This is a genomic window from Dyella sp. SYSU CM1112, from assembly GCF_058216415.1.
Map to the genome: position 1 here is coordinate 138,056 of NZ_JBZEGI010000002.1, position 26,956 is coordinate 165,011.

Consider the following 26,956-nt stretch of genomic DNA (forward strand, 5'->3'; position numbering starts at 1 on the left):
TTCATCGATGACGTATCAGATGCTCTTGCCCAGATAGCGAGCACGTTTGGCCGGTTTGAGACGTGCCAGATCCAGCATGACCAAACCGTCGACACAACCCGAAAAGCCCGGGTCTTCGCCGAAGTCGAGAAACTGCACGCCATCCGGTTCGACCAGGTCGACATATTGGCGGTACAGCACCGGCAGGCTTACGCCGAGGGCATCAAGATGATTACGGAGGCGCCCTAGCCCGCTCACGGAATCCAAGCCCTCCAATTCCCGCCGAACACCTTCAAGGACATCTGGCGACACTCTAAAGGGCTGGCGTGCCGAAGCCAGCCCTGGCGCTCCGAAATAATGCTGATGAGCTGCAGCAATCCATTCGCGCGCCTGGCGCGGCAGGTTGACCGACATGCTCACCGGTCCAAACAGATAACGCACTTCCGGATGGCGCTGGAGGTACAAACCGATTCCCTGCCAGAGCTGGTCCAGTGCGCGCGAGCGCCAATAAGCGGGGGCAATGAAGCTGCGTCCGAGTTCCAGCCCCTGCGCCAGGCGCGACTCCAGCGCCGGCGAGTAATTGAACAGGCTGGCGGTGTACAAACCACCCATACCGCGCTCAGCGATCAAGCGGCCGCCCTGGCCGAGCCGATAAGAGCCAACAATATGCAAGGCCTTCGGATCCCACAGCACCAGATGCTCGTAATGTGCATCGTAGGCATCCAGATCACGGCGAGTATTCGTGCCCTCGCCAACCTTGCGAAAAGTCAGCTCGCGCAACCGCCCGATCTCGCGCAGTGCAGCACCATCGGATGAACCGCGCAGCACCAGCAGTTGCTTGCCATCGGGGAGATCGATCAACTTTTCGCACTGCGCCAGTTCCATCACGATGCGATCGATCGGCTCGGGATGCGCCAGCGGCACCTGACCACCAAAGATCAAGCCACGGCGCCGCCCCAGTCGGTAAACGTGCCGGCGCATCAGATTCGCAGCGCGCTGCGGCGAACCTTCGCTGCGCCGCTCCAACTCTTCCGCGCTTACCAGCGCACCGACGCTGAAGCCGATCCGGCTGACGCTGGTCGCAACCGCTTCACGCGGGAGCATGGCCGTGCTGAGGGGCTTGGCCAACATCGACAGACCATAGAACATGGCTGAATTGCGCGCAGCGACATGAATAGGCAGCACGGGCACCTTGCTACGCAAAGCCAATCTGGCAAACCCGTCCGCCCAGCGTCCATCGCGCACCCCTGCAGGCCCCATGCGCGACACTTCGCCAGCCGGAAAAATAATGAGCGCCTCACCCCGATCCAGCGCGCGATAGATATTGCGCAGACGCGAAGCGGCGCCGCCGCCGAATACGTCTACCGGCAGCAGCAAGGGGCCGAGTTGCGGCACCGCAGCCAGCCAGTCATTTCCCAGAATACGTACGTCCTGGCGTACCGACCCGATCAGTTGCAGCAAAGCAACCGCATCGAGCATGCCAAGCGGATGGTTCGCCACCACCAGCACGCCCCCCTCGACAGGGATGTGCTCTCTTTCCCGCTGCACAACGTGATAGCTGCAGCCAAGCAGATCCAGCACCTTTTCGACGAAGTCGAACCCCTGGGTATCTGCAAGCCGATCAAGGACACGATTGAAGCCTGCCTCATCTGCAAGACGCCCCAACACGCCGGCGACGGGCCTGCGGATCATTGGATGCTGCGCAAGCCATGGCAGACGTTCGGTAAGGGCCTGTTCAACGCGAAGCATGACCGCCTCCCTTGGTTTTAATCCATGTTGCCGACCAAGTGTGACAACTGCGCGAAATTGCGGGGTCAACCATGGCACCGGGCGCAAGAATACACGATCGATTCGGATAGAAGGCTTAAAAGCTTGTTCAACATCACGCTTGCAACGGTCCAGCCGCTGCGAGCAAGACAATGGGAACGCGCCTTACACCGATAGATGCAGGTATGCCGCAACACCACCTAAAAACATTTGCACCGATAAAGCAATCAGCAGCATACCCATCACGCGCTCCAGAGCGATAAGCACGCTTTCGCCCAGCCAGCGAAACAAATAAGTGGAACTGAGCAGAATGATCGCCGTTGCCAACCACGCGCACAGCAATGCTATGGCCCAATCCGCTGTGCGTCCCGGCTGCGTATTCGTGAGCAGCAGCAGCGCCGCCATGGCGGAGGGGCCGGCCACGCCAGGAATCGCCATCGGCACAATGAAGGGTTCGCCCTCGCCGGACTGTCCGAAAATGCCTCCTTCGGCCGGAGGAAATACCATACGGATTCCGATCAGGAAGAGCACGATGCCACCGGCGATGCTGATGGATTCCTCGCGCAGTTGCAGCAGCTTGAGAATCAACTGCCCTCCCATCAGGAATACCAGCAGGACGGCGAGTGCAATCAACAGCTCCCGCACCATCACTGCACGGCGTCGCTTGGGTGGCACGTCTTTGAGCAAGCTGAGGAAAAGTGGAATGTTGCCGAGCGGATCCATGATCAGAAACAGCAGGATTGCCGCCGACAAGGTCGTCATCTGCGTTTCCATTCCGTCCCCTTTTTGTTGCCCGGTGCAGACCGTGGCGCGAATGCGATCATGCTACGCGCAAGTCCAAGATCCCGCCTCGCGCAGCAGCGGCTTGATTGCTCAATAAATAAAGAGCGGCTTCGGCGGCCACATCCGGCGACGGTTGCTGCATGGTGTCTTCGCCGAAATAAGCCATTCGGCGCAAAGCGGTACGCATTGGCGCGGGCAGCAACGCGTGTACCCTGAAAACGCCGGAATCGTACTCGTCATGAAGAATGGAAACGAAGCGTTCAAGCGCTGCCTTCGATACCCCGTATGCGCCCCAATGTGCGCGCTGCACCAGTTCCGGGTTATCCAGCACGAATACGGCGGCGCTATCGGGCGCTGCTGTCAGCAAGGGCAAACACGCCTGCGTAAGTGCAAAAGGAGCGGATGCATTGATGTGCAGCGCGCGCAGCCAGGCATCGGGTTTATGCATAGAGATAGGTGTCAGGCCCGCGAAGCTCACCGCAGCGTGGACGATGCCATCCAAGCGTCCCAGATCGCGCTGCAAGCCATCCGCCAAGGCTTCGTAGTCCTGTGGCGTTGCCACTTCCATATCCAACGGATGAATGACCGGCTCAGGCAAACCCTCTTTCACCATGGCGTCGTACAGCTGCTCAAGCTGCCGCTTCCGCTTACCCGTGATCACCACGGTTGCGCCCGCACGCGCTGCCGCACGCGATACCGCGCTGCCCAATCCGCCATACGCCCCAGTGACCAGCACCACTCGGCCATCCAGTTCCTGCCAGGCGGGTTTCCACGCTGAGGGTAGACGGCACAGCGGCAAGCTCATGCGTGGCTCTCCCCCGAGACATCTCGCGCCATCCGGGCCAACTCTCCGGAAACCTTGAGATCCTCGACGATATCGCAGCCACCGATCAATTCGCCCTGGATGAAAAGTTGCGGGAACGTGGGCCAATTGGCGTAATGCGGCAGCGCGGCGCGAATTTCCGGATCAGCCAGCACGTTCACGGCATGGAACACTGCTCCCGATTCCGTCAGCGCCTGCACCGCACGACTGGAGAAGCCGCACATCGGAAATTGCGGCGTGCCTTTCATAAAAAGCACGATAGGGTGCTCGGCCAGCACCGCCTTGATTCGCTCGTTGACGTCCATAACTTGAGATTCATCACTACAATGCAGCCAGCTTAGTAGTGTACCAGCCGCCTCGGCGTCCCATCGGACCCGTTGGGCCGCCGGAACTGTCATCCTCAGCCAACGCCCAGGAGTTACCCATGGCGATCGAACTTCCCCCCCTGCCTTATGAAAAGAATGCGCTGGAGCCGAATATTTCGGCCGAAACGCTGGAGTTCCACCACGATAAGCACCATCAGGCTTACGTGACCAATCTCAACAATCTGATCAAAGGCACCGAGTTCGAGAATGCCTCGCTGGAAGACATCATCAAGAAGTCGTCCGGTGGCGTGTTCAACAACGCAGCGCAAACCTGGAACCATACCTTCTACTGGCACTCGATGCGCTCGCCTAAAAAGGACAACGCTCCTGCCGGAAAGCTTGCCGATGCGATCAACAAGGCGTTCGGTTCTTTCGACAAATTCAAGGAAGAATTCAGTAAGTCGGCCGTAGGCAATTTCGGCTCAGGCTGGACCTGGCTCGTGCAACGCCCGGATGGTTCGCTCGGTATCGTCAATACGTCCAACGCCGCCACACCGATTACAGGCAGTGACAAGCCATTGTTCACCATCGATGTATGGGAGCACGCCTACTACATCGACTACCGGAATGCGCGGCCGAAGTACGTGGAGTCGTTCTGGGATCTGGTGAACTGGGACTTCGCTGCGAAGAATCTGGGTTAACCAAACAAAACTGGATTTTCGTACTTGCCTTCTCTCCCTCTTGGGAGAGAAGGCAGGCGAATGACCTGTCTCGCACCAGTCGAAGCACTCTTCGAATCATCTTTTTCGCAAAGCTGCTGCTTCATCCAGCCTCCGGACACCTTCTCCCTGAAAGAGCGAAGGGAATCAACGCAGCACGTGCAGCGCGGGTTCTACCTGCTCTTCCCGCTTCAATGCGCGCGCAATGCTGCTGATTCGCGCGGCAAGAATCTTGGCATCCTGCGCGCAAACAGTGGCATGCCCCACCTTACGACCCGGTCGCGATTGCTTGCCGTAATCGTGCCAATGGCCTTCGACCGTATTCAGCACCGGCGCAGCATCCGGCAGTTCGCCGATCCAGTTGAACATGGCAGAGAAACCGCGCGCCGAGGTATCACCCAGCGGCAAACCGAGCACGGCACGGACATGATTTTCAAACTGGCTGGCGGGTGCACCCTCGATCGTCCAGTGACCGGAGTTGTGCACCCGCGGTGCCATTTCATTGCCAAGCAGCTCGCCGTCTTTGACGAACAACTCCAGCGCAAAAACACCCACGTAACCAAGACGTTCCGCCAGCGTGCGCGCGAGGCCTTCTGCACGGGCCTGCAGCGTCCCGACGTCCGGAGCAGGTGCAAGGCTGAGGCTGAGCACGCCATCGGTGTGCCAGTTTTGTGTCAAGGGCCAAACCCGGAAATCGCCGGCGCGCGTGCGCGCCGCCAGCACGGAGAGCTCGCGCTCAAACGGCACGAACGCTTCCAGGATCAGACCATGGGCATTGGCACCCAGCGCATCCCAGGCGGCATCCGCGTCGGACAATTGCTTGATGCGGAACTGACCCTTTCCGTCGTAACCCAGCCGGCGCGTTTTCAAGATAGCCGGCGCGCCGATGGCACCGAGTGCGCGATCGAGATCTTCCCGTGTATCAACCGCCTCGAAGGCAGGAGTTTGCAAACCGCACTGCCGGAACAGGGTCTTCTCTGCAAGACGGTCCTGCGCCACCGCAAGCGCCTGGGGATTGGGAAACACCGCCACGCGTTCGGCCAGCCACTGGGCCGTATCGGCCGGCACATTCTCGAAATCAAACGTGACGACATCGACTTCGGCGGCGAATTTCGCCAATGCGTCGAAATCCGTCCAGTCCGCAACCCGCAAGGGCGCCACCTGTCCCGCGCAAGCATCCGGAGCACTGTCCACTACCAGCGTCTTGACGCCGAGGGGAGCCGCCGCCAGTGCAAGCATGCGGGCAAGCTGCCCACCACCCAAGATACCGAGCACGGGTTGTTGACGTGTAGAACCTGTCTTCATCACGAGCGTGGATCCGGGTTATCCAGGACGGATTGGGTCTGGCGGGTGCGGTACGCCTCAAGACCGGAGGCAACAGCAGGGTCATGCAACGCCAGCACCGCAGCCGCCAACAAGCCGGCGTTGACCGCTCCGGCACGACCAATCGCAAGCGTCCCCACAGGAATGCCAGCAGGCATCTGCGCAATGGAAAGCAAGGAATCCATACCGTTCAAGGCCTTCGACTGCACCGGCACCCCGAAAACAGGTATGCGTGTCTTGGCCGCCAACATGCCTGGCAGATGAGCTGCCCCACCGGCGCCGGCAATGATGACCTGGATGCCCCGCTCAACGGCCTCCTCGGCGTACCGGAACAACAAATCCGGCGTGCGATGCGCGGAGACAATCTTCACTTCATGCTGTATGCCTAGCTCCTGAAGCACGTCGGCCGCGTGCATCATGGTTTCCCAATCCGAACGCGATCCCATCACCACACCGACCCGCGGTGCTGCAGTTGTTCCCGTCATGGCCCGGTCGTCCAAAAGGGGCTATTGTAAGGGCATCCCCGTATTACAACGATACCCGCTCCACGTATGGACAAACGCCTGCTCGACATCCTCTGCTGCCCGGTAAGCAAAACACCGGTACGCCCGCTCAGCACCAACGAACTCGGCGCCCTGAATCGGGCCATCGATGGCGGCCAGGTCGTGAATGTCTCCGGAGCAACCGTGAAGGGCCGATGGGATGAGGGCCTGATCACGGTCGACCGCAAAGTCATTTATCGCGTGGAAGACGGTATCCCCGTCATGCTCCCCGAGGAAGGCATCGGCACGACCCAGTTCACGGATTTCCCGTCGGCCATCTAAGGAGAGCTTCCTCTCCCGGCTGAACAGGGGTACACAGAACCTTGACGGCCGACATAGCGGGAAAACCATTTTTCGCTTATGTTCCGCAGATCGGCGGCGCCAACGTGGACGGCCTTTCCAAGGTCGCATGGTCGGTAGCTGCCGTCTACGGCAGCCCTCCATCAGTTGAATAGCCGAGCCAGGCAACCACAGGGGTGTGGCGATGAAAGAAGCCAACGACTCATCGAACATCGTCAATCTCAGCCAGCGGCTGGACCCCTCGAATGGTCGCGGAGGCGATCTCTTGAATGCTGTCCGCCATATCGCCTCCCGTCGATTGCAGCAGTACATCGGCAACATGTTCGAACACGTGGATGACGCGTTGTTTGACTTGGCGGAAAAGGCCGAGAACAACGCCGCCCAGATGCACTACTTCGACGGCATGCGCGAAGTACGCAAGCGCCGCCCCATGATCGAGCGCGGTTTTCTGGCGCAAGTCACGCGTGAGCTCAATGATTTTGTAACCGGCCAGCGTTCCCCCAGCCCAGGCAGCACCGCAGTGCCGACAGCCGGCTCCATCGAGCTGTCGCTGGTAGCCGACAACGAACTGGAGGAGTCGCTGGCCATCACCAGCATGATCGGCAAAAACGAGACGCGCTTGGCACGTGAACTCTTCGCGGTGAACCAGCGCCTTTCGGTGATCTGCGGCGGTGCGCGTATCGAAGACGCCATCAATCCGATCGGACCCGCCTTGCTGGCTCAGGCGTTCCGGCAGTCAATGCGTGAGCTCAACGCCGACATGCGCGTCAAGCTCATCATCTATAAGTTGTTCGATCGCTATGTGATGGCGTCACTGGAAGAGCTTTACCAGGAAACCAATGCTGAACTGATGCGCGCAGGGGTATTGCCGCAGCTACGTCACGAAGTCGTTCGCAGCAGCCCTGCTGGCAGCGGCACGGGTGGCGCAACGACCGCCGCGAGCGCGACGAGCGAGATCCCCGCACCCCTGCCGGCTGACGACAGTGAAGCGTCTGCCGAACTGCTGCAGACCCTTCGCACCCTGTTCAGTGCGCGCCGCGCGCATCCGAGCGTGCCGCTGTCGACCATGACGCATGGTCCGCTCCCCACCGCCAATGAATTAATCGGTGCGCTGAGCGTATTGCAAAGCCAGGCCGCGACAGTGTCAGCGCCGCCCATGCCAGCCATGGGCGACGCAGCAGACATTGCTCAGCAGGTCTTGCAGCTGAAGGAACAACTGCTGTCACAGCTCGGCTCCTTGCGCGGACAGCGGCCAGGGCAGATCGCCACCATCGATGAAGACACCATCGATCTGGTGGGCATGCTGTTCGAATTCATCCTCGAAGACCGCAACCTGCCACCGCAGATGCAGGTACTGCTGGCACGCCTGCAGATTCCCTATCTGAAAGCAGCGATTCTCGATCGCAAGCTGTTCGCGCATCGCCAGCACCCGGCGCGACGCCTCCTTGACGGCTTGGCCGAGGCCGCCAAGAGCTGGTCGGAAGAATCCGATCGGGATGGACGACTGCACGACACCATCAAGGCCATTGTTGAACGCCTGCTACAAGAGTTCGACGACGACATGACGATCTTCGATCGTCTTTCCGCCGAACTGCAGCAATTCCAGGAGGCCAATCGCCGTCGCGCGGAACTGGCTGAGCAGCGCGTAGCCGAATCCACTCGCGGTCGCGAAAAGCTGGAGCAAGCGCGCCGGCGCGCCGCGCGTGAAATCCTCAATCGCATCGGCGATCACGTGCTGCCGCCACTGATCCACGGTGTGCTGACGCGCGCCTGGGCCAATTATCTCGTGCTTACGATCCTGCGCAAGGGTGAAGATTCCGGTGATTTGCGCGACGCACTGCGCTTCATTGATGCCTTCATCGCCAGCACCAAACCGGTACGCACACCGGAAGCCAAGCGCGATCTGCGCCAGCTACTGCCGGGCATCGAACGTGCGCTACGGAAAGGACTCGCAAACGTCGCCTTCCAGGAAGCCGACATCGAAAAACTTCTCAGCCAGCTGCATACCTATTATCGACAGCAGCTAGGCGAAGTGGCACCTGCTCCTGACCAAGCTCAGGCCGTGCACAACGCGCCAGCTCCGCTACCGATTCCTGAAAGCATCCAACCGATTGCCGAAAGCATGGCAGAGCTCGAAGACGATCCGGCAAGCATCGAACCGGAAGCGGAAGCCATGACGCAGGAGATACGCGAGGAGCTTGAGCGCGTCCATGCGCTTAAGCCAGGCACTTGGCTGGAATTCATCGGACAGGACGAGCATTTCGAGCGCGCCAAGCTTTCCTGGATCAGTCCGATGAGCGGTCGCTATCTGTTCGTCAATCGCCGCGGTTTGAAGGTCGCCGATTACTCCCCTTACGAGCTGGCCAAGCTGATGGTGGACGACCATGCGCGCATCCTCGCATCCAATGCCTTGTTTGATCGCGCCATGGACGCCATCGTGGATCGGCTTAGCCACGAAGAGGAAAGCACCGGCGAATAAGCACGCTTAAATCGCCGCTTTACGGATCTCTAATCTGCACCCCGCACGCCGCGCATAACGCGGCCGACGATTTCCTTGCTCCCATGTGTGCGTGTACGCTCATGCGCCTCACAACCTGCGGCTCTTCAGCATGCCGAGCAGGGTCACCCACGACATGGATACAAGCCCCATGACACTTGCCTTTCGCTTTGCACCACCCGATCACGCTTTGATCGATGCCGACGTGGAGCGCAGCTTCGCGGAAGATCTTGGTCGAGGCGATGCCACTGCCAGCCTGCTGCCCGCAGAAGCTCAAGCTACTGCACGCCTCACCTGTCGCGAGGACGCAGTGATCGCCGGCATTCCCTGGTTCAACGCCTGCGTGCACAAACTCGATCGGAATGCTCGGATCGATTGGCATGTCAGCGATGGCGATCGCGTCAAACCCGGCGACATCATCTGTGAAATGCATGGCAATGCGCGCGCACTTGTCAGCGCCGAACGTTCCGCTCTGAATTTTCTGCAGCTTCTGTCTGGCACGGCTACCACCACCGCCGCATATGTAGCCGCCGTTGCCGGCACCAAGGTTCATGTGCTCGATACACGCAAAACCGTCCCAGGTCTGCGGCTTGCCCAAAAGTACGCCGTACGCTGCGGCGGTGGCCATAACCATCGCATCGGGCTTTACGATGCCATCCTCGTGAAGGAAAACCACATCATCGCCGCCGGCAGCATTTCAGCCGCTGTGCTCGCGGCACGCCAGCTTCATCCGGCGCTTTTGCTGGAAGTGGAAGTAGAAAATCTCGATGAGCTGCAGCAAGCACTTGATGCCGGCGTGGACCGCATCATGCTGGATAACTTCACGCTATCGCTGATGCGCGAAGCCGTCGCACTGGCAAACGGACGTGTACCGCTGGAGATTTCGGGCAACGTCGATCTGCAGACCATCGGGGATTACGCCCGCACCGGGGTGGATTACATCTCGGTCGGCGCACTGACCAAGAACGTGTGCGCCGTCGATCTCTCCTTGCGCTTGACGGTGCTCTAATTTACTTGGCCACCGTTTTTCGCCCACGCGGAAAACGGCATGCCGCAACCGACCTTTATTCGGCCGCCTTGCGGTAGGGACGGGTCGCCCACATGCTGGAGCTATGAGCAAGGCTCTCCGATATTTCACCCAGTATGAGCGACCTCATTACCCTTCTGCTACTTCTTGTATTAATGGCCATCGGCGGCATGTGGCTGACGCTGAGCCGCGCTCGCGACCGCGCCATCCAAGAAGCTCGCTCGCGCTGCCAACAGTATGGTTTGCAGCTGCTGGATGAGACGGTTGGGTTGAGCGGATTGCGGCTGCGCCGCTTGAACGGTCAGCGGTTCATCGAGCGCCGCTACAGTTTTGAAGTAAGCATCGACGGCGACGATCGCGAAGCGGGCCATCTATGGATGGTAGGCAATATGCTGACAGCACTGATCCTACCGACCATCGAACTGTATACACCCGAGCACGACAAGCTCCTGCCCCATACGGCCGGCACCAATGTTCTACCGTTCCGGCGCCGCTATCGGGATCGGGACCTGCCGCACTAGCAGCGGACTGCGATTTTGCCGAAGCGGCGGTAGCGTCAATGAAACCGCCAACCGATTACTTCACCACGCGCAAGTGAGAACCACCACCGCGCTTGGGCTTGTCGCCATCGGCAGACGGAGGTTCCGGCGCAGGGGGCGGCGAGGGCGGCGTATCGTTCGGCGGCTCTCCATCGTCTTCCTCCGCGGGAAACATCATGCCCTGCCCGTTCTCCTGGGCATACAACGCCATCACCGCTGCAATCGGAATCTGGATGCTATGGCTGACTCCGGAAAAACGCGCCTGGAAACTGATCCACTCATTGCCCAGATCGAGATTCGCTACAGCACGCATCGCGAGGTTCAGCACTACCTGCCCGTTCTTCACCACATGCGGTGGCACATGCACACCATGGCGAGTCGCATCGACCAGCATGTATGGCGTGAGATTGTTGTCGCTAATCCAGTCGTAAATCGCCCGCAATAGATACGGACGATTGGAAGTCATCTGATGAGTGTCCTGCTGGGTCAACGGAAAGTGCTCTGATGAATGAATGTAGCGGGAAGGTCGCGAAAACCGTTCGCACCCTGACGGAAGAACCGTCTCCGGGCAGGTAGTCGCCAACCGGCACGCCAAAAGGCTATGGACAGACAGAACCGGCCCGGCGTATTGAAGGGGAAACGCGAGGGGATGTCCAGAACCAGTCAGCCCCCCCTGAGCGCCTTTTCCTCAGGTGTAAGGCTGCGTGCGTATCCCTGGCTGTGAAACAGCCGCTCCCCGTAATCCATGATCGGCTTCCCCTCACGCCCCAGATCCACGCCGAGGGAAGGCAACCGCCAGATCACGGGCGCCACCAGGCAATCCGCCAGACTCATTTCCGGATTGAGGAAGAACTTGGATGCCTTGAACAATGGAAGCGCCGCCAAAAGCTGTTCACGCAGCCGTTTGCGCACTGCGTCGGCAGGCCGGCCGCCAGCCCGGATTTGTTCGATATCCGGCAGCCAGTCGCGCTCGATGCGAACCATAGCCAGGCGCAAACGGGCACGAGAGAGCGGGTCAATAGGCATCAGCGGCGGGTGGGGATACCGCTCGTCCAGGTATTCGCACACTACCGCCGTGTCGTACAGCGTAAGCTCCCGATCGACCAGGGTCGGCAAGATGCTGTAAGGGTTGAGATCGATCAAATCCTGGGGCGGCTTGGCCGGGTCGACCAGGATCAAGTCGTAAGTCACTCCCTTGGCTGCCAGCACCAGCCGAACACGGTGACATTGAATGTCATCGGCAGCGGAGTACAGGGCGAGTACCGTCCGGGAACGAGCGTTCTGGACCATGCACAACCTCCCCATTGTCGTGGCCGCAAGCATGGGGTTACCCACCCTGCGGCCACAAGTCCTTTCAGTGGACGTCCTTCCAATATTCTTTCTTGAGCAAGTATGCCAGGAAGGTGAATCCTAATAGGAACAGCACCACCCAGATGCCGTACCGGCGCCGCTGCAGCGCAGCGGGCTCCGACACATATTCAAGGAAATTGGTCAGATCGCGGGTGGCTTGCTGATACTGTTCCGGCGTCAATTTGCCGGGGCTTTGCAGCTTCAGCTTTTCGATCTGCGGATCGTCGCCCGGCTTGGCCGGCGGCTTGATCACCGGTACCTGCAGGCCTTGCAGTTCCCACAACGGGAACGGCATGGCCGCATTGGGCAGCACGGTGTTGTTCCAGCCGATCGGACTCTTGGGATCGAGATAGAAAGAATTGAGGTAGGCAAATACCCAGTTCGCTCCCTTGGCCGCCACCTCCAACGAGAGATCCGGTGGCGCCTTACCGAAGAACTTTTGCGCATCCTCGGGCGGCATATGCGAAATCACCGGATCACCGAATTTCGCACCGGTGAAGTTGAAATTCTTCATCACTTCATCCTCGGTTAGCCCGAGGTCGTCAGCAATACGCTCATAGCGCATGTACTTGAGCGAATGACAGCCCACGCAGTAATTGAAGAAAAGGTGCGCACCACGCTGCAGTGACGCCTGGTCACGCAAATTGGTAGCGGCGGCGGGCAGTTCCGGCCCCTCGCCCTCGGCCATCACGGCGGTAGCGCCCAGCAACAATCCCAGCGCCAGCGCGAAGCTGGAAATGTAGCGCTTAATCATGCGTCGTCACCCGTTCCGGAACCGGCTTGGTCTTTTCCCAGCCAAGATGCGTATACAGCCACAGGAATACGAAGAATCCGAAGTAGATCAGCACCATCACCCGACCGAACGTGTTGTCCCAGGCCGTGATGTCGATGTCCTGCCCGAACAGTTTCGGGAACAACTCATCGGTCAAGTCAGTGCCGATCAAGGCCAAGCCTAGAAAGGAGAGCACGAACAGAAACAGCGCGATCTTGTAGCCGATACCGCGATAGCGCACGGATTTCACTTTGCCCGCATCGATCCATGGCAGCGCAAACAGCAACGCAATCGAACCGAACATGCCCAGCACGCCCCAAACCGCCGTGCCCATTGCCGAAGGAATCATGCGCACGATTGCGTAGAAAGCCGTGAAGTACCACACCGGCTTGATCTGCGCTGGCGTGACCAGGTTGTTCGCAGCAATGGAATTGTCGTGTTCAAGGAACCAACCGCCGAGCGTGGGCTGGAAGAAGATGATGAACGCGGCAATCGCCAGAAACAGGCCGACGCCAACCAGATCCTTCACCGTGTAGTAGGGATGGAAAGGAATGCCATCTGCCGGTTTGGTCGGATCCCAGCGATTGCCCTTCGGACCATGCTTGACGTCCACACCGTCCGGGTTGTTCGAACCCACCTCATGCAAGGCGGCCAAATGCAGCACCACCAGCAACAACAGCACCAGCGGCAGCGCGATGACATGCAGGGCGAAGAAGCGATTGAGCGTGGCATCGGCAGGCAGGAAATCACCCATGATCCACTGGACCAGATCCTTGCCGATCACCGGGATCGTACCGAACAGCGAGACGATCACCTTCGCGCCCCAGAACGACATGTTGCCCCACGGCAACACGTAGCCCATGAACGCCTCGGCCATCAGCACCAGGAAGATGAGCATCCCGAGCAACCACACCAGCTCGCGCGGCTTCTGGTACGAGCCGTACATGATGCCGCGGAACATATGCAGGTAGATCACCACGAAGAACAGCGACGCACCGGTGGAGTGCATGTAGCGGATCAGCCACCCCCACTCCACGTCACGCATGATGTACTGCACCGAGTCGAACGCGCCGGCCGCGCTCGGATCGTAATTCATGGTGAGGAAAATGCCGGTGACGATCTGGTTGACCAGCACCAGCAGCGCCAGCGAGCCGAAGTAGTACCAGATGTTGAAATTCTTCGGCGCGTAGTACTCGGTCATGTGCTTGCGATACACGGGCATCAGGCCCGGTGCACGCTCGTTGACCCATTCACCAATATTTGAGAAGACATTCGCCATTACGCAGCCCCCTGCGGATCCACGCCGATTTGCACGGTCATGTCATCGACAAAGTGATAAGGCGGGATCGCCATGTTCTTCGGCGCAGGCACACCCTGGTAGACGCGGCCGGCCATGTCGTAACGCGAGTGATGGCAGGGGCAGTAATAGCCGCCCTGCCAGTTCGGATCGAAAGGCTCGGGCTTCATCTCGCCCACGTAGTTCGGCACGCAACCGAGGTGGGTGCAGATGCCGATCATCACCAGCCACTCGGGCTTGATGGAACGGGTTTCGTTCTGCGCGTACTTGGGCTGCTGATCGGCAGAGGAGCCGGTCGAGGTCGGGTCGACCAGTCGCGGGTCCTGCTTGGGCAGCGCAGCAAGTTGCGCCGACGTGCGATTGACGATGAATACCGGAAGGCTGCGCCAGGCCACGATCAATTGCTGGCCAGCCTCGATCTTCTTGAGCGATTGCGTAACGGGAGCACCGGCAGCCTTGGCTCTTGCACTGGGTTCCCACGATTTGATGAAGGGCACAGCTGCCGCCACTACACCTACTCCTCCCACCACGACGGTTGTCGTAGTGAGAAAGCGGCGGCGGCCTTGATCGACGACTTCGTTCGCCATCAGGCTCTCCGGTACTTGCATGCCATGGACACTGCAGAAACCAAATCCTGCCATTGCGGACGAGAAAGGTTGCGCTTCGCCGACCGCCCCAGGATCGTGCCCCTGCAAAATCGCGTTACCTACAAAAATCGCGTTAGTCTAGCCTCAGGTCAAGCACCCTACAATAAAACCGCACAGGCGGTCACGTCGCTCCGCCACACTCTCCAGCCTCCTTTCCAAGACTGCATTACGACATGAAGCATGCCGCCGGCATCGTCGCCTTTGTTGCCCGATTCGTTGTACTCGGGTTGGCGATCGCGTTCGTGATCAGCCTGATCTGGCCGGGAGTCGGTGATCGCTTGCGTACCCGATTCGGTTTGGAGCATGCGACCGTTGCGACATCCAGCGCAGGCAACTCTTCCATCACACCGCCCATGTCGACCGCGCCTGCGGCACCGGTTTCCTACGCCGATGCAGTCGCCAAAGCGGCACCCTCGGTGGTCAACATCTACGCCAACAAGATCGTCACCGAACAAGCCGTACGCATGTTCACCGATCCGCTGATGCAACAGCTCTTCGGCGGCACACCCATCGGTACGGTCAAACGCCGCGAGCAGAACCTCGGCTCTGGCGTAATCGTCAGCGCAGACGGCTACGTGCTTACCAATAATCACGTTATCGCCAACGCGGACGACATCCAGGTACTGCTGTATGACGGGCGTGTCGCGAAAGCCAAGGTGGTCGGAGCTGACGAAGAAACCGACCTCGCCGTGCTCAAGATTGAAGCAGGTAATTTGCCCGTGATCCACATGGCGGATCCAAAAAAATTGCGCGTTGGCGACGTGGTGTTGGCAATAGGCAACCCGCTCAATCTCAATCAAACCGTCACCATGGGCATCATCAGTGCGATCGGTCGCCAGCTGAGCAACAGCAGTCCGGAAGATTTCATCCAGACCGATGCCGCCATCAACTTCGGCAACTCGGGGGGCGCGCTGGTCAACACCAATGGCGATTTGGTCGGCATCAATACCTTGTTGATCGGCAAAGCAGCCAATGCCGAAGGCATCGGTTTCGCCATTCCCGTCGATACCGCCACCAGCGTCCTGCGACAATTAATCGCAACCGGACGCGTCATTCGTGGCTGGCTCGGCGCCAATTACGGTTTCGTTCCAGTAGCGGCTGACAGTGGCTTGCCTGCCGCCGCCGCCCGCGGTGCGCAAGTCACCGACGTCTATCCCGGTGGACCCGCTGCGGTAGCCGGGATCCAGGCGCATGACATCCTGCTGCGCCTTGGCGACGACGATATCCGCGATCCGGCCGACTTGAGTCGCCATGAAGCGGCCCTCAAGCCGGGCAGCAAGGTCGAAGTTTCCGGGTTGCGCAATGGCGTTCCCTTCCATGTGCTGGTGCATGTCATCCAGCGGCCACCGCAATTGCCTACGGCAAATTCAGCAGCAAATAGCGGCACCAATATCGAGGGTTAAGCCCGTGGGGCAACACGCGTGTAACCGTAACGTCACCCGATGACCCAGTACCAATTCAAAGACTGGCCGACAACGGCTGATGCAACGCCTTGCTATAACGCTGCAATAACTCGCCCACCCGTTGCACGTATACCTGCGTTTCGGCAAAAGGCGGCACGCCGTTGTAGTGCTGCACCGCCGCCGGCCCGGCATTGTAGGCTGCGGCAGTTAGTCGCACGTTGCCATTGAAATTCTTCAGCAGCAAGCCGAGGTAACGCGCACCGCCGCGGATGTTCTGCTTTGGATCGAACGCGTCCAGCACGCCCATGTCACTGGCCGTGCCCGGCATCAACTGCATCAAACCCTGCGCCCCCTTGAGTGACATCGCGCGCGGATTGAAGGCGCTCTCGGCATGAATGATGGCGCGGATCAATGCCTCATCCACACCCGATTCCAGGCTCGCATCATGGATGGTCTGCGCATAATCCGTCAGATCGAGCCGCACGGTGCCCCAGTTGATCGGCGAGTGCAGATTGCACGCCATGCACGTCGCGATGTAGCTGAAAAGACGCGTGATATTTTTTCCTTGTTCGCCGGCGGGCGGAATGTTGGTGTATTCCACACTGCCATCGCGATGCACCACCCGATAGACTGCGCCGCGCAAAATCCGATTCTCCGGGGAATCAGGCATATCACGGGCAGCCCATGCCGGCGATAAAGCGTCGCGTGATTCGCTATAGGTCCACTGTCCGGGCTTGCCGGTTAAAAAAGAAGGCACAACCGCACTTCGTGCTGTCGTCTCCACACCGCCCTGAATTCGATCCAGCGACGCCACCTGCAAAGTGATCGGCGTAGCCGTAGTCTCAGCCCAACCGGTCACCCACGCCAGCGATGTGATCGGTTTCGACACTGCCCGCCGTAGCCCGCTGCGCGGAGCCGGCGTTGCAAACGACGCGACCTGCCGGCAATCCCGATAACCAAGCCTGGTACTGCTGAAGACGATCTCGCCCTGCGAACCGGCGCAACGATAGAGCGCACCCGCGTAGGCCGGGCGAGCCACGAACACGCTCATCACCCCCAGCAGCAACTGCAGCAGGGCAAGTAAAAGCACAGGGAGGCAGGTTGTTCGGAGGCCGTGGCCTCCCCCTTGGCGAGCGGCGGCGAACATGGCGGCCAGTGTGCCCCTACGTCCGGCGACAGCCAAGCCCAAATGGTGGGTTTCGTGCGCCAAATGCGTTTTTGCAGGTTCACGAGCCGCGATTTCCATTCCACCACCGACGCCAGTCACGCTTGCCTGCGTGCCGATCCCCCGCTTCGCTCGCAAGTGATTGATCCGCCAATGGCAAGGTGGCCAGACGGCTAGTACAATAGAGAGTTCGACGCGAACATCATCGCGCCCTTCGAACCCACGGTACCGAACGCCATGAGCGGCAAGCTTTTCATCAAGACCCACGGTTGCCAGATGAACGAGTACGACTCGGCCAAAATGGCTGACGTGCTGCGGGCATCGCACGGTCTGGAGCTGACCCAGGACGAATCGGAAGCCGACGTCATCCTGATCAACACCTGCTCCATTCGCGAGAAGGCACAGGAGAAGGTGTTCAGCCAGTTGGGGCGCTGGAGGGAATACAAGCAGGGCGGCAAGCCGGTGCTGATCGGCGTGGGCGGCTGCGTCGCTTCTCAAGAAGGTGAGGCGATCATCAAGCGCGCCCCGTTCGTGGATCTGGTATTCGGCCCGCAAACCCTGCACCGCCTACCCGAGCTGATCGAAGCCAAGCGCAGCACCGGCAAGCCACAGGTGGACGTGAGCTTCCCCGAAATCGAAAAGTTCGATCGCCTGCCCGAACCACGCGCCGAAGGCCCGACCGCTTTTGTCTCGATCATGGAAGGCTGCTCCAAGTACTGCTCCTATTGCGTGGTGCCTTACACCCGCGGCGAAGAAATCAGCCGTCCGTTCGACGATGTGGTCGTCGAAGTGGCCCAGTTGGCCGAGCAGGGTGTGCGCGAAGTGATCTTGCTGGGCCAGAACGTGAATGCCTATCGCGGCCCTACGCATGACGGCGGCACGGCGGACCTGGCGGTATTGATCCACGCCATTGCGCAGCTCGACGGTCTTGGTCGCATCCGTTTCACTACCTCGCATCCGCTGGAGTTTTCCGACTCGCTGATCGAGGCCTACGCCAACGTACCCAAACTGGCGAACTTCCTGCATCTGCCGGTGCAAGCCGGCTCGGATCGCATCCTTGCCGCGATGAAGCGCGGCTACACCACGCTGGAATTCAAACAGAAGATCCGCAAGCTGCGCGCCGTACGTCCGGACATCTGTATCTCCTCCGACTTCATCGTCGGTTTCCCTGGCGAAACGGAAGAGGATTTCGAAAAGACAATGAAGCTGATCGACGATGTCGGTTTCGATCAGAGCTTCTCCTTCATCTTCTCGTCGCGCCCTGGCACCCCGGCTGCCAATCTCGCCGACGATACCCCCGCATCGGTGAAAAGCGAGCGGTTGTCGCGACTGCAGGCTGTGCTCAACAGCAACGCGAAAGCCATCAACGAAGCCATGGTCGGCACCATGCAACGCGTGCTGGTGGAAAAGCCCAGCAAGAAAAATCCAAACGAACTCACCGGGCGCACGGAAAACATGCGCTACGTGAACTTTCCCGGTCCTGCTCAACTGATCGGCCAATTCGTGGATGTAGTGATCACTGAGGCCATGACCAACTCATTGCGGGGACGGCTTGGCAACATGGATAGTCAGGCTGCCTGAACCCCCATGGATGCGAATGCTGCAAGCACAGCCGCCCGCATCCCGTGTATGCCTTACCGGGCTGGACATGATGTTCGTCGCAACCGATTACCGCGGCGCTGAACTCGGGGTTGCTGCAGCGCTGCTGCACACCGCGATGGAGTGGGCCAAACGCCACGCTGTACGGCTCATCTTCCTAGGGCCTGTTTACCCTATTGGCGTAACTCGCGTTGCCGTTGCGTAGCCGCCAGGTGGTAGTGCGTGGCGCAGGCCTGGCTGGCTGAGAAGGCACGGCGTAGCGTGATGGCACCGCCACCTATCCCATACCACCCACCTTCACGCTACCGATGAGCGATACCGCAACAGCCAACGAACTGATCATCCGGGAAATCGGCGCGGACGAATTTGGCCGAATCTGGCCCGTCTTCCAAACCGTGATCGCTGCCGGCGACACTTACAGCTATCCACCCGAGCTCAGCATGGAACAGGCCAGGGAGTGGTGGACCACGCCACCCAGCCGCTGCTTTATCGCTGAACGCGACGGCGAGGCACTTGGTTGTTACATGCTGCGCCCCAATCAACCCGGCCTAGGGAACCATATCGCCAATGCCGGCTACATGGTTTCGACGGCGGCACGTGGGCAAGGCATCGCGGGCATCATGTGCGAGCATTCCATGCAGCAGGCGCGCGAAGCCGGCTTTACGGCCATGCAGTTCAATTTCGTGGTCGCCACCCATACCGCCGCGGTGCGCCTCTGGCAACGCCACGGTTTCAACATTGTCGGGCAGGTACCAGGCGCATTCCGCCATCTCGTGCATGGCCCGACCGACATTTACGTGATGCATCGTTATCTATGACCAATGGTTTGAACCAACGTGATTTCTCGCTCGATCCGGAAGACAACGCCCGGCTCGCCAATCTATGTGGCCCGTTCGACGAACACCTGCGTCAGGTGGAGCTGCGCCTGGGTGTGGAGATCGACCACCGCGGCAACCTGTTCAAGGTGATCGGCGAAGAAGCCGCCACGCGTGCTGGCGAGAAAGTCCTCAAGGCGCTCTACGCCGGCACGGAAAACGAATCGCTCACCGGCGCCAAGATTAATCTGCACCTGGCCGAGTCCGGCATCGACGCGATGACCGACGAAATCGCCGACGGCGCGCAAGAGGTCGTCATCAAGGTGAAGCGCGGCGTGATCAAGGGACGCGGTCCCAATCAGGCACGCTACCTGCACGCCATCACCACGCATGACATCAACTTCGGCGTCGGTCCTGCCGGCACTGGCAAGACCTACCTCGCCGTCGCCAGCGCCGTCGAAGCACTGGAGGCCAATCGCGTGCAACGCATCCTGCTGGTGCGCCCTGCGGTGGAAGCCGGTGAGAAGCTGGGCTTCCTGCCCGGTGATCTCTCGCAAAAAGTCGACCCCTACCTGCGCCCGCTCTACGATGCACTCTACGAAATGCTTGGTTTCGAAAAAGTCGCCAAGCTGATCGAGCGCAATGTGATCGAAATCGCGCCGCTGGCCTATATGCGCGGCCGCACGCTCAACGATTCCTATGTGATTCTGGACGAAGCGCAGAACACCACCGTCGAGCAGATGAAGATGTTCCTCACGCGCATCGGCTTCGGCTCCGTAGCGGTGATCACCGGCGACGTCAGCCAGATCGACCTGCCCCGCCACGTGCGCTCCGGCCTGCGCCATGCGGTTGAGGTGCTGCGTGGCGTGGATGGCATCAGCTTTACTTTCTTCACCTCGCGCGACGTGGTGCGCCATCCCTTGGTGGCCAAGATCGTGCGGGCCTACGAAGCGTTTGAAGAAAAGAACGAAGCGCGCGACAAACCGAATCCCGCGAGCTGACCACCCATGCCGATCCAACGCCATCCAGCATCCGCGCCTGTCGCCACCGTGCATCTCAGTTACGGCGTTGCGCGTGCGGGTGTGCCGTCGCCAGTGAGTTTTCGCCGTTGGGTGGAAGCCGCCCTGGCCGGAGCGCGCCGCCACCGCCCTGCCGAATTGGCCATCCGCATCGTGGGAACGCGGGAAGGCCGGACGCTCAACCGTACGTATCGGGAAAAGGACTACGCCACCAACGTCCTATCCTTTCCCGCCGACCTGTCCCCGGGCCTTCGTCTTCCCCTACTCGGCGATATCGCCATCTGTGCCCCGGTCGTCAAACGGGAGGCGGCCGAACAGGGCAAGCCGGCGGCCCACCACTGGGCGCATCTCACCGTACACGGGGTGCTGCATTTGCTCGGCTACGACCACATGGTCGAAGCCGATGCCATCAAGATGGAGGCACTGGAAAGGCGCATTTTGAAGGGCCTGGGTATTCCCGATCCCTATCGGGAAACCGCCGTAGAACGGCAATAGCCTCCCTCCCAGCCTCCGCCCCCAGCCGCCCTTGTCTCTGAACGGCAAAGGCTTTTCCTATAGACTTGAGTTTCCGCCCCTTCGCGGGCTGTTTTTCCGAAAGTAATGAACGAGGACCCTGGTAGTACCAGCGGCCCGGCCCACCGAAAGTGGTGGGATCGACTGGGCCATTTGTTTTCCGGCGAACCACGCAACCGCGAAGAACTGATCGACGAGTTGCGGACCGCCCAGGCCAACGGCCTGCTAGGCGCCGATACCCTTCCCATGCTGGAAGGCGCGCTGCGAGTCACCGAGCTCAACGTGGACGACGTCATGGTGCCACGCATGCAGATCGTGATGATCAACGTGGAATCGCCGCTCCCCGACATCCTTGCCGCCGTGGTGGAATCCGGGCATTCCCGCTTCCCCGTGCACGGCGAAGACAAGGACGACATCCTCGGCATCCTGCTCGCCAAAGATCTGCTCAAATACTTCGGCAATGGCCAGGACTTCGACCTGCGCTCGATCCTGCGCCCGGCCGTGCTGATTCCCGAATCCATGCGCCTGAACATACTGCTGGCCGAATTCCGGCGCAGCCGCAACCACATGGCGCTGGTGGTGGATGAGTATGGCGGCGTGGCCGGCCTGGTCACCATCGAAGACGTGCTGGAAGAAATCGTCGGTGAAATCGATGACGAGCACGATGACGAGGAAGAGCCCGACCTGATGCAAGCCCAGGCCGAAGGCGAATGGATCGTCGACGCCCTCACCCCCATCGCCGACTTCAACGAGGAAATGGGTGCTTCGTTTTCCGACGAGGAATTCGACACCATCGGCGGCATGGCCACCGCGGAATTCGGTCACCTGCCGGAAGTGGGCGAGCAGATCGCCATCGGCAGCTTCGAGTTCCACGTCACCCAGGCCGACGACCGCCGCGTGCAGCAATTTCGCGTCGTACGCCGGTAACGTCAGGCGTACACATCCTATCGATGCCGCTGCGCCCCCGGAGTGCAGACATCTAGACCACCTGCGACTCATCTCCCCCTCTCCTGCTTGCAGGGGAGGGTCGGGGCGGGGTTGGTCGTACTTGCTCTTGAAGCCTTCCCGTAAGAAGTCACTTCCTCGCCTATTGCCTTATGAAAGGACGACGAACTTATTGCGGGCATTGTTTGAGCGCATCACATGCCAAATCATGGAGTCCCAAGCCTGTCGATCTGTCGATCGACACGCGCGCCAAGCCTGAAAACCCACGCTTGAGAGCATGCGAAATCCACTTCATCCTCATCACTGCGGCGAACGCCAGGGTCCAGTGCCCTTAGTACCCAACAGCCACAGTGCAATCGACTCGCCCATCCTGCTTCGAGCCGGTCACCCATATCCGCTACCCTAGTGCGTCCCCCATCACCGCCCATCCCATGACCCTGGCCGGCCGCATCCTTCTTTCTGCCCTCGTACTCCTCTGCTGCACGATCCTTCCGGCTCATGCGGACGTGTCCAATGCCCCTGGGGAAAACCTGGAGGTTTCGCTGATCACCTACGGCCCCGGCGATATCTATTGGGAACGCTTCGGCCATGACGCCATCGAATTGCGCGACACCGGCACCGGCGAGGAAGTGAATTTCAACTACGGCGTATTCAACTTCGACGAGAAAAATTTCTTCCTCAACTTCGCGCGCGGTCGCATGCATTACCTCATCGATGCCGAAGTCACCACCGACGAAGAAAACTTCTACGCGCAAGCGGGCCGGTCCATTACCAAACAGCGCCTGGCGCTCACTCCAGCGCAAGCCGCTGCGTTACGCGATTTTCTGTTCTGGAATCTGCGCCCGGAAAACGCCGTCTACAACTACGACTACTACGTCGACAACTGCACCACTCGCGTGCGCGATGCACTCGATCATGCACTGGGCGGCATCATCAAGGCACGCCTCAGCACGCTCCCCGGCGGCATGACGTATCGCCAACAAACCATCCGCCTGATGAGCGCACAACCCTGGTTGATGTTCATCCTCGACCTCGGTCTCGGGCCGTATGCCGACCAGCCCCTGAATGCGTGGCAGGAAAGCTTTCTACCCGAAGAACTGCAAACCAACCTCCGCCACGTCACTATTTCTGACGGCCATGGCGGCACCCAGCCCCTCATCCAAAACGAAACCCTGCTCGCCCCCAACCATCTCGCCGTACCACCCACCGCACCCCCGGACTTACGCATTCCGCTCGGCATCGCCGGCTTGATTATGGCCGTGCTTATCGTGGTTACATGGCGTCGCGTACGCATCGCTTATGCACTGCTCGGCACCCTGTTCTTGCTTTTCGCAGGCATCGCCGGCTTGCTCATGCTGATCCTCTGGACCCTGACCGCCCATCACTCCGCATGGGCCAATGCCAATCTGTTTCTCTTTAATCCGCTCGCGTTCGTGTTGATCGCGTCGCTATGGCGAGCACGCCGCAACATGGCACCGTCACGCCTCGCCCATAGCGTCCTGATACTGCAACTCATCGCGCTGTTGCTCGCCGTACTGATGCACCTGCTTCCTGGCACAGTGCAGCAGAATCAGCCGTGGATACTCTTCGCGCTGCCCTGTTGGTTGGCACTGGCATGGACACTCAGACGTATCGAGTCACATATTCGCCTCTGACGGAAGCTGCGTGGCCGCGTCATTTAGCTGTAATCGACTATCGAGTACTCGGGCAAGAGAGCTAGCAAAAGCTGCGGTCATGTGCTGAGAGTCACGAAAAACAATCACATCGTCTTGTTCAGCATGACAGACACCACCCTTGCATATGTTTCCATTCATATCCAAAACATGGACGTTCCCAAATTGAGCTGCGGCTTTCTGCAAGGAAGCATAGACTTCGTCTGCGTGCCGGCTACCTGACGAAGCACTGCAGTCACCCGATGCAAGCAACCAATGCGGACGCATAGCATGCTCCGCGAGGCAATCAGGTCCGTCAAAAGGTAAATGAGGTGTAGCGCGAAGTACGTAAACCTGGACTGCGACTTTACTGATCGCACTAATTACTTTGCTTGAGCCTTCCGTCCAGTCGCGATCAGAAAAATGAGGCGTATCTGATGAACTCATAATCACTACATCCGGCTTGACCTTAGCAAGATCTGTCAGCACCGCATTTCTCCATGTCGTGCACTCGCTATACACACGCCCTATACGAGCGTAGAAAAAATCACGATCGACCATGGGGCACGATGATTTGGTCACTACCAGCAAACGCCAATCAGGTCGATCAAAGACCTTCGAGACGGCAGGAAACCATTGGCCCGCAATACTATCGCCGAGCAGCACAGCCGTGTGTTTTGCACGCAGGTTCCCAAAAGCACATATTTTTACCCGGTCGCTTCTGTACCAGTCATCGCAGCCCATTGCATAAATAATTGGGGCATTGAAGTGCGATGTCACAATACGCCGCTGCTCTGGCGTATGCGCCAAATCGTCGGCGCAGACATACCAGTGCCATAGACCTGTCAGGGTGACCACAACAGCAACAATCAAGCCATAAACCGCCGCACGTTTATAGACTAACCACCAGCGCTGATGCCGGATCGGTGACTCGATAAACCCATATGATGCAGACGCGAGTAGAAGTGAAACGAGCACATACATAGCTCGATACCTCGGGTCATTCGAGCCAGTCAATGCGTGTCCAAGCACTAGTACCGGCCAATGCCAAAGGTACCAAGAATACGAAATCCGACCGATCGCCTGCAGTGGCCAAAGTGACAAAAGACGCTGAACTGCTGTCCCCTCCCCGCAGCTGCCCGAGGCAATGATCAATGCAGCCCCAATAGACGGAATTAGCGCGTAGAAGCCAGGATACGGCTTATCTGCATTAAGCAGGCAGCCCGCTCCAAGCAGCATAAGTATGCCTGCCCATCCCAATAAGCTTCTCACCCGGACGCTGGAGCAACGAGCCGCCAGGCCACTCGTCTCTTCCCTAAATTCCAACCAGACAAGCGCACCCAGTCCAAACTGCCATGCTCGGAGTGGCATCATATAAAAGGCCAATTGGGGAGCGCGGTAAGTCATTGCGATAGACGGCAGCAAGCTGATGGCAATGACCAGAACCATCGCCAGACGCAGTCGATTCATCCCCTGTGCAGAGCTTCGCCGCAAACTCAGAAAAATGAGCGCCGGCCATACTAAATAAAACTGTTCTTCAACCCCTAGCGACCAAGTATGCAGAAAAATATTTGCGTCGTTGCCTGGTGCGAAATAGTCCAACTTACCTAGAGCGAAATGAATATTGCTGAGCCATGTCGCAACACTGATCCCCGTCACGGCCTGCGTCATCTGCGCTTCTGGCGCAAGAACTAGTGCTGCAAAAGCACTACTGATGAGTAGCATGACGACAAGGGCAGGGAATAGACGTCGTATGCGGCGAATATAGAAATCCGTAAACTTCAGATGCGATGTAGCGGAGATTTCCCGTATCAAGAGTCCAGTTATCAGGAATCCCGAAAGAACAAAAAATGCGTCGACCCCAACAAAGCCTCCACTTATACCCGGAACTCCAGCATGCGCCCCAATAACCAATAGAATGGCAAGCGCGCGAAGACCTTCGATATCAGGCCGATAGCCAAGGCGATACTCATCATTACGAATCCCCACTTACCACCCCCTACAATGCCTACATCCGTGATTTATCGATCTTATGGCGTACGCAAGCACCCTGCCACCTAACAATCGCTACTTGATTGCGAAGTATCCCCCATCAGCGGCATGATTTTGCTATGTCCAATGACAACGTGCCGCCCACTGTGACAGCCACCACACCATCCGCCATGGTCGTGAACTGCGTGGCCTATCGGGATAACGGTACCCGCCTGGGCGATATCCCGATCGATGACATCAGCGAAGTGTTGAAAGAATCCGACACCTTTGTCTGGGTTGGTCTGCACGAACCCGATGACCAACTGCTTATGAAGCTGCAGGAAGAATTCGACCTACATGACCTCGCGGTGGAGGATGCTCGCTACGCACATCAGCGCACCAAGATCGAAACCTACGGCAATTCGCTATTTATCGTGGTGCAGACCGCACAACTCATCAATGGCCACATTGCTTTTGGCGAAACCCACGTGTTCTTGGGACGACGCTATCTGATCACTATTCGCCACGGCGCGTCGCTTTCTTACAAGCCTGCACGACAAACCTGCGAGAAGACGCCTGAGCTATTGGCGCACGGCCCCAGCTACGGCCTATACGGCGTGCTCGACTATATCGTGGACAACCTGCTTCCTATCGTGCGCGATTTCCGCGAAGAGCTGCAGGAGCTGGAAAAAGACATTTTTTCCGACACGTTGAATCGCGACACCGTCCGCCGTCTCTATGACATGCAACGTGACCTACTGTCGCTACGTCTTGCCGCCGCCCCGATGCAGGATGTGATCAACCAACTGGTCCGCTTGCATCCTGAATTGATCCCGGATGAACTCCGCGTCTACTTCCGCGACGTCCACGACCACGTCTTCCGCGTCAATGAGTCCATCAGCGCCATGCGCGAAATGCTCACGGCCGCCATCAACGTCAACCTCTCCCTGGTGACATTCGGTCAAAACGAAGTGATGAAGAAACTGGCCGGTTGGGCAGCCATGCTGGCAGCGCCCACGCTTATCACCAGTTGGTATGGCATGAACTTCACACACATGCCCGAACTCAACAAACCATGGGCCTACCCTGCGATCATGATAGTGGTCGCCTGTCTGGTCGGTACGATCTATGGGCTATTGAAGCGCGCGAAGTGGTTTTGAAAAGCCCGGTTGCAATAAAGGGCGAGTTTCCTTCGCCATTCATG

The 26,956-nt window shown here is 59.1% G+C and carries 26 protein-coding genes; 13 read left to right on the forward strand and 13 right to left on the reverse strand.

All coding sequences use genetic code 11. The annotated features are described in order from the left end of the window. Positions 1-15 precede the first annotated feature (15 nt). The 4 genes from olsF to grxD form a co-directional block, all read right to left on the reverse strand. Complete coding sequence (gene olsF, locus AC4HNJ_RS03760; protein WP_490478191.1) at positions 16-1,728, reverse strand: bifunctional ornithine lipid synthase OlsF; 1,713 nt, start codon at positions 1,726-1,728, stop codon at positions 16-18. A 183-nt stretch (positions 1,729-1,911) separates the two neighbouring features. Continuing rightward, a complete protein-coding gene (locus AC4HNJ_RS03765; protein WP_490478192.1) occupies positions 1,912-2,508 on the reverse strand; it encodes a YhgN family NAAT transporter in 597 nt (198 codons plus the stop codon). 58 nt (positions 2,509-2,566) lie between these two features. Then, positions 2,567-3,334 (reverse strand): SDR family NAD(P)-dependent oxidoreductase, encoded by a 768-nt coding sequence (locus AC4HNJ_RS03770; protein ID WP_490478193.1) that lies wholly within the window; start codon positions 3,332-3,334, stop codon positions 2,567-2,569. Beyond that, positions 3,331-3,657, reverse strand: coding sequence for a Grx4 family monothiol glutaredoxin (gene grxD, locus AC4HNJ_RS03775; protein ID WP_490478194.1), 327 nt, complete (start codon positions 3,655-3,657; stop codon positions 3,331-3,333). The genes AC4HNJ_RS03770 and grxD overlap by 4 nt, the downstream gene beginning before the upstream one ends. 119 nt (positions 3,658-3,776) lie before the next feature. On the opposite strand from grxD, the gene AC4HNJ_RS03780 reads away from it, so the two are divergent. Further along, the gene (locus AC4HNJ_RS03780; protein ID WP_490478195.1) at positions 3,777-4,358 is read left to right on the forward strand and encodes a superoxide dismutase; all 582 of its coding nucleotides are present in this window, start codon (positions 3,777-3,779) and stop codon (positions 4,356-4,358) included. 165 nt (positions 4,359-4,523) lie between these two features. Here AC4HNJ_RS03780 and AC4HNJ_RS03785 read toward each other — a convergent pair whose 3' ends face one another. Together AC4HNJ_RS03785 and purE are read right to left on the reverse strand one after the other, a co-directional pair. Continuing rightward, positions 4,524-5,681, reverse strand: a complete 1,158-nt coding sequence (locus AC4HNJ_RS03785; RefSeq protein WP_490478196.1) for a 5-(carboxyamino)imidazole ribonucleotide synthase — start codon at positions 5,679-5,681, stop codon at positions 4,524-4,526. Further along, positions 5,681-6,184 (reverse strand): 5-(carboxyamino)imidazole ribonucleotide mutase, encoded by a 504-nt coding sequence (purE, locus tag AC4HNJ_RS03790; RefSeq protein WP_490478197.1) that lies wholly within the window; start codon positions 6,182-6,184, stop codon positions 5,681-5,683. Before purE ends, AC4HNJ_RS03785 begins: the two co-directional genes overlap by 1 nt. 66 nt (positions 6,185-6,250) lie before the next feature. On the opposite strand from purE, the gene AC4HNJ_RS03795 reads away from it, so the two are divergent. The 4 genes from AC4HNJ_RS03795 (at position 6,251) to AC4HNJ_RS03810 (ending at position 10,586) form a co-directional block, all read left to right on the forward strand. Then, complete coding sequence (locus tag AC4HNJ_RS03795) at positions 6,251-6,523, forward strand: Trm112 family protein (protein ID WP_490478198.1); 273 nt, start codon at positions 6,251-6,253, stop codon at positions 6,521-6,523. 202 nt (positions 6,524-6,725) lie between these two features. Continuing rightward, entirely contained in the window at positions 6,726-9,020 is a 2,295-nt protein-coding gene (locus AC4HNJ_RS03800) for a DUF1631 domain-containing protein (RefSeq protein WP_490478199.1), read from the forward strand. A gap of 169 nt (positions 9,021-9,189) precedes the next feature. After that, on the forward strand, positions 9,190-10,047 hold the full coding sequence (nadC, locus tag AC4HNJ_RS03805; protein WP_490478200.1) for a carboxylating nicotinate-nucleotide diphosphorylase: 858 nt from the start codon (positions 9,190-9,192) through the stop codon (positions 10,045-10,047). Between the two features lie 134 nt (positions 10,048-10,181). Then, on the forward strand, positions 10,182-10,586 hold the full coding sequence (locus AC4HNJ_RS03810) for a DUF3301 domain-containing protein (RefSeq protein ID WP_490478201.1): 405 nt from the start codon (positions 10,182-10,184) through the stop codon (positions 10,584-10,586). 55 nt (positions 10,587-10,641) lie between these two features. Here AC4HNJ_RS03810 and AC4HNJ_RS03815 read toward each other — a convergent pair whose 3' ends face one another. The 5 genes from AC4HNJ_RS03815 to petA all read right to left on the reverse strand — a co-directional run bounded on the left by AC4HNJ_RS03815 (position 10,642) and on the right by petA (position 14,610). Then, positions 10,642-11,070 (reverse strand): ClpXP protease specificity-enhancing factor, encoded by a 429-nt coding sequence (locus tag AC4HNJ_RS03815; protein WP_490478202.1) that lies wholly within the window; start codon positions 11,068-11,070, stop codon positions 10,642-10,644. Positions 11,071-11,267: 197 nt separating this feature from the next. After that, entirely contained in the window at positions 11,268-11,894 is a 627-nt protein-coding gene (locus AC4HNJ_RS03820; RefSeq protein ID WP_490478203.1) for a glutathione S-transferase N-terminal domain-containing protein, read from the reverse strand. Between the two features lie 64 nt (positions 11,895-11,958). Next, positions 11,959-12,708, reverse strand: a complete 750-nt coding sequence (locus tag AC4HNJ_RS03825; RefSeq protein ID WP_490478204.1) for a cytochrome c1 — start codon at positions 12,706-12,708, stop codon at positions 11,959-11,961. Beyond that, positions 12,701-14,005 (reverse strand): cytochrome b, encoded by a 1,305-nt coding sequence (locus AC4HNJ_RS03830; RefSeq protein WP_490478205.1) that lies wholly within the window; start codon positions 14,003-14,005, stop codon positions 12,701-12,703. The genes AC4HNJ_RS03825 and AC4HNJ_RS03830 overlap by 8 nt, the downstream gene beginning before the upstream one ends. Continuing rightward, positions 14,005-14,610, reverse strand: a complete 606-nt coding sequence (gene petA / locus AC4HNJ_RS03835; protein ID WP_490478206.1) for a ubiquinol-cytochrome c reductase iron-sulfur subunit — start codon at positions 14,608-14,610, stop codon at positions 14,005-14,007. Before petA ends, AC4HNJ_RS03830 begins: the two co-directional genes overlap by 1 nt. 233 nt (positions 14,611-14,843) lie before the next feature. Between petA and AC4HNJ_RS03840 the strand changes: the two genes are divergently transcribed. After that, positions 14,844-16,073 carry a S1C family serine protease gene (locus AC4HNJ_RS03840; RefSeq protein WP_490478207.1) on the forward strand — a complete coding sequence of 410 codons (1,230 nt, stop codon included), beginning with the start codon at positions 14,844-14,846 and terminating at the stop codon, positions 16,071-16,073. A 55-nt stretch (positions 16,074-16,128) separates the two neighbouring features. On the opposite strand, the gene AC4HNJ_RS03845 is transcribed toward AC4HNJ_RS03840, so the two are convergent. Continuing rightward, the gene (locus AC4HNJ_RS03845; protein ID WP_490478208.1) at positions 16,129-17,163 is read right to left on the reverse strand and encodes a lytic transglycosylase domain-containing protein; all 1,035 of its coding nucleotides are present in this window, start codon (positions 17,161-17,163) and stop codon (positions 16,129-16,131) included. Between the two features lie 312 nt (positions 17,164-17,475). Between AC4HNJ_RS03845 and miaB the strand changes: the two genes are divergently transcribed. The 6 genes from miaB (at position 17,476) to AC4HNJ_RS03875 (ending at position 23,784) form a co-directional block, all read left to right on the forward strand. Beyond that, a complete protein-coding gene (gene miaB, locus AC4HNJ_RS03850) occupies positions 17,476-18,819 on the forward strand; it encodes a tRNA (N6-isopentenyl adenosine(37)-C2)-methylthiotransferase MiaB (RefSeq protein WP_490478209.1) in 1,344 nt (447 codons plus the stop codon). A gap of 326 nt (positions 18,820-19,145) precedes the next feature. Next, positions 19,146-19,655, forward strand: coding sequence for a GNAT family N-acetyltransferase (locus tag AC4HNJ_RS03855; RefSeq protein ID WP_490478210.1), 510 nt, complete (start codon positions 19,146-19,148; stop codon positions 19,653-19,655). Continuing rightward, positions 19,652-20,653, forward strand: coding sequence for a PhoH family protein (locus AC4HNJ_RS03860; RefSeq protein WP_490478211.1), 1,002 nt, complete (start codon positions 19,652-19,654; stop codon positions 20,651-20,653). Before AC4HNJ_RS03855 ends, AC4HNJ_RS03860 begins: the two co-directional genes overlap by 4 nt. A gap of 6 nt (positions 20,654-20,659) precedes the next feature. Continuing rightward, entirely contained in the window at positions 20,660-21,166 is a 507-nt protein-coding gene (gene ybeY, locus AC4HNJ_RS03865) for an rRNA maturation RNase YbeY (protein ID WP_490478212.1), read from the forward strand. 105 nt (positions 21,167-21,271) lie between these two features. Continuing rightward, positions 21,272-22,111 carry a CorC family transporter gene (locus AC4HNJ_RS03870; RefSeq protein WP_490478213.1) on the forward strand — a complete coding sequence of 280 codons (840 nt, stop codon included), beginning with the start codon at positions 21,272-21,274 and terminating at the stop codon, positions 22,109-22,111. 449 nt (positions 22,112-22,560) lie between these two features. Then, complete coding sequence (locus AC4HNJ_RS03875) at positions 22,561-23,784, forward strand: lipoprotein N-acyltransferase Lnb domain-containing protein (RefSeq protein WP_490478564.1); 1,224 nt, start codon at positions 22,561-22,563, stop codon at positions 23,782-23,784. On the opposite strand, the gene AC4HNJ_RS03880 is transcribed toward AC4HNJ_RS03875, so the two are convergent. Further along, a complete protein-coding gene (locus AC4HNJ_RS03880; protein WP_490478214.1) occupies positions 23,767-25,770 on the reverse strand; it encodes an acyltransferase family protein in 2,004 nt (667 codons plus the stop codon). The genes AC4HNJ_RS03875 and AC4HNJ_RS03880 overlap by 18 nt on opposite strands. A 122-nt stretch (positions 25,771-25,892) precedes the next feature. Between AC4HNJ_RS03880 and corA the strand changes: the two genes are divergently transcribed. Then, entirely contained in the window at positions 25,893-26,912 is a 1,020-nt protein-coding gene (gene corA / locus AC4HNJ_RS03885; protein ID WP_490478215.1) for a magnesium/cobalt transporter CorA, read from the forward strand. The last annotated feature ends 44 nt before the right edge of the window (positions 26,913-26,956 follow it).

What these genes read in the sequence shown, in the direction of transcription:
- AC4HNJ_RS03875 (WP_490478564.1), top strand. Translation starts at nt 22,561, where the DNA reads ATGACCCTGGCCGGCCGCATCCTTCTTTCTGCCCTCGTACTCCTCTGC.
- miaB (WP_490478209.1), top strand. Translation starts at nt 17,476, where the DNA reads ATGAGCGGCAAGCTTTTCATCAAGACCCACGGTTGCCAGATGAACGAG.
- nadC (WP_490478200.1), top strand. Translation starts at nt 9,190, where the DNA reads ATGACACTTGCCTTTCGCTTTGCACCACCCGATCACGCTTTGATCGAT.
- ybeY (WP_490478212.1), top strand. Translation starts at nt 20,660, where the DNA reads ATGCCGATCCAACGCCATCCAGCATCCGCGCCTGTCGCCACCGTGCAT.
- AC4HNJ_RS03765 (WP_490478192.1), bottom strand. Translation starts at nt 2,508, where the DNA reads ATGACGACCTTGTCGGCGGCAATCCTGCTGTTTCTGATCATGGATCCG.
- AC4HNJ_RS03860 (WP_490478211.1), top strand. Translation starts at nt 19,652, where the DNA reads ATGACCAATGGTTTGAACCAACGTGATTTCTCGCTCGATCCGGAAGAC.
- purE (WP_490478197.1), bottom strand. Translation starts at nt 6,184, where the DNA reads ATGACGGGAACAACTGCAGCACCGCGGGTCGGTGTGGTGATGGGATCG.
- petA (WP_490478206.1), bottom strand. Translation starts at nt 14,610, where the DNA reads ATGGCGAACGAAGTCGTCGATCAAGGCCGCCGCCGCTTTCTCACTACG.
- AC4HNJ_RS03870 (WP_490478213.1), top strand. Translation starts at nt 21,272, where the DNA reads ATGAACGAGGACCCTGGTAGTACCAGCGGCCCGGCCCACCGAAAGTGG.
- corA (WP_490478215.1), top strand. Translation starts at nt 25,893, where the DNA reads ATGTCCAATGACAACGTGCCGCCCACTGTGACAGCCACCACACCATCC.
- olsF (WP_490478191.1), bottom strand. Translation starts at nt 1,728, where the DNA reads ATGCTTCGCGTTGAACAGGCCCTTACCGAACGTCTGCCATGGCTTGCG.
- AC4HNJ_RS03780 (WP_490478195.1), top strand. Translation starts at nt 3,777, where the DNA reads ATGGCGATCGAACTTCCCCCCCTGCCTTATGAAAAGAATGCGCTGGAG.
- AC4HNJ_RS03785 (WP_490478196.1), bottom strand. Translation starts at nt 5,681, where the DNA reads ATGAAGACAGGTTCTACACGTCAACAACCCGTGCTCGGTATCTTGGGT.
- grxD (WP_490478194.1), bottom strand. Translation starts at nt 3,657, where the DNA reads ATGGACGTCAACGAGCGAATCAAGGCGGTGCTGGCCGAGCACCCTATC.
- AC4HNJ_RS03855 (WP_490478210.1), top strand. Translation starts at nt 19,146, where the DNA reads ATGAGCGATACCGCAACAGCCAACGAACTGATCATCCGGGAAATCGGC.
- AC4HNJ_RS03825 (WP_490478204.1), bottom strand. Translation starts at nt 12,708, where the DNA reads ATGATTAAGCGCTACATTTCCAGCTTCGCGCTGGCGCTGGGATTGTTG.
- AC4HNJ_RS03830 (WP_490478205.1), bottom strand. Translation starts at nt 14,005, where the DNA reads ATGGCGAATGTCTTCTCAAATATTGGTGAATGGGTCAACGAGCGTGCA.
- AC4HNJ_RS03795 (WP_490478198.1), top strand. Translation starts at nt 6,251, where the DNA reads ATGGACAAACGCCTGCTCGACATCCTCTGCTGCCCGGTAAGCAAAACA.
- AC4HNJ_RS03810 (WP_490478201.1), top strand. Translation starts at nt 10,182, where the DNA reads ATGAGCGACCTCATTACCCTTCTGCTACTTCTTGTATTAATGGCCATC.
- AC4HNJ_RS03770 (WP_490478193.1), bottom strand. Translation starts at nt 3,334, where the DNA reads ATGAGCTTGCCGCTGTGCCGTCTACCCTCAGCGTGGAAACCCGCCTGG.
- AC4HNJ_RS03840 (WP_490478207.1), top strand. Translation starts at nt 14,844, where the DNA reads ATGAAGCATGCCGCCGGCATCGTCGCCTTTGTTGCCCGATTCGTTGTA.
- AC4HNJ_RS03815 (WP_490478202.1), bottom strand. Translation starts at nt 11,070, where the DNA reads ATGACTTCCAATCGTCCGTATCTATTGCGGGCGATTTACGACTGGATT.
- AC4HNJ_RS03800 (WP_490478199.1), top strand. Translation starts at nt 6,726, where the DNA reads ATGAAAGAAGCCAACGACTCATCGAACATCGTCAATCTCAGCCAGCGG.
- AC4HNJ_RS03820 (WP_490478203.1), bottom strand. Translation starts at nt 11,894, where the DNA reads ATGGTCCAGAACGCTCGTTCCCGGACGGTACTCGCCCTGTACTCCGCT.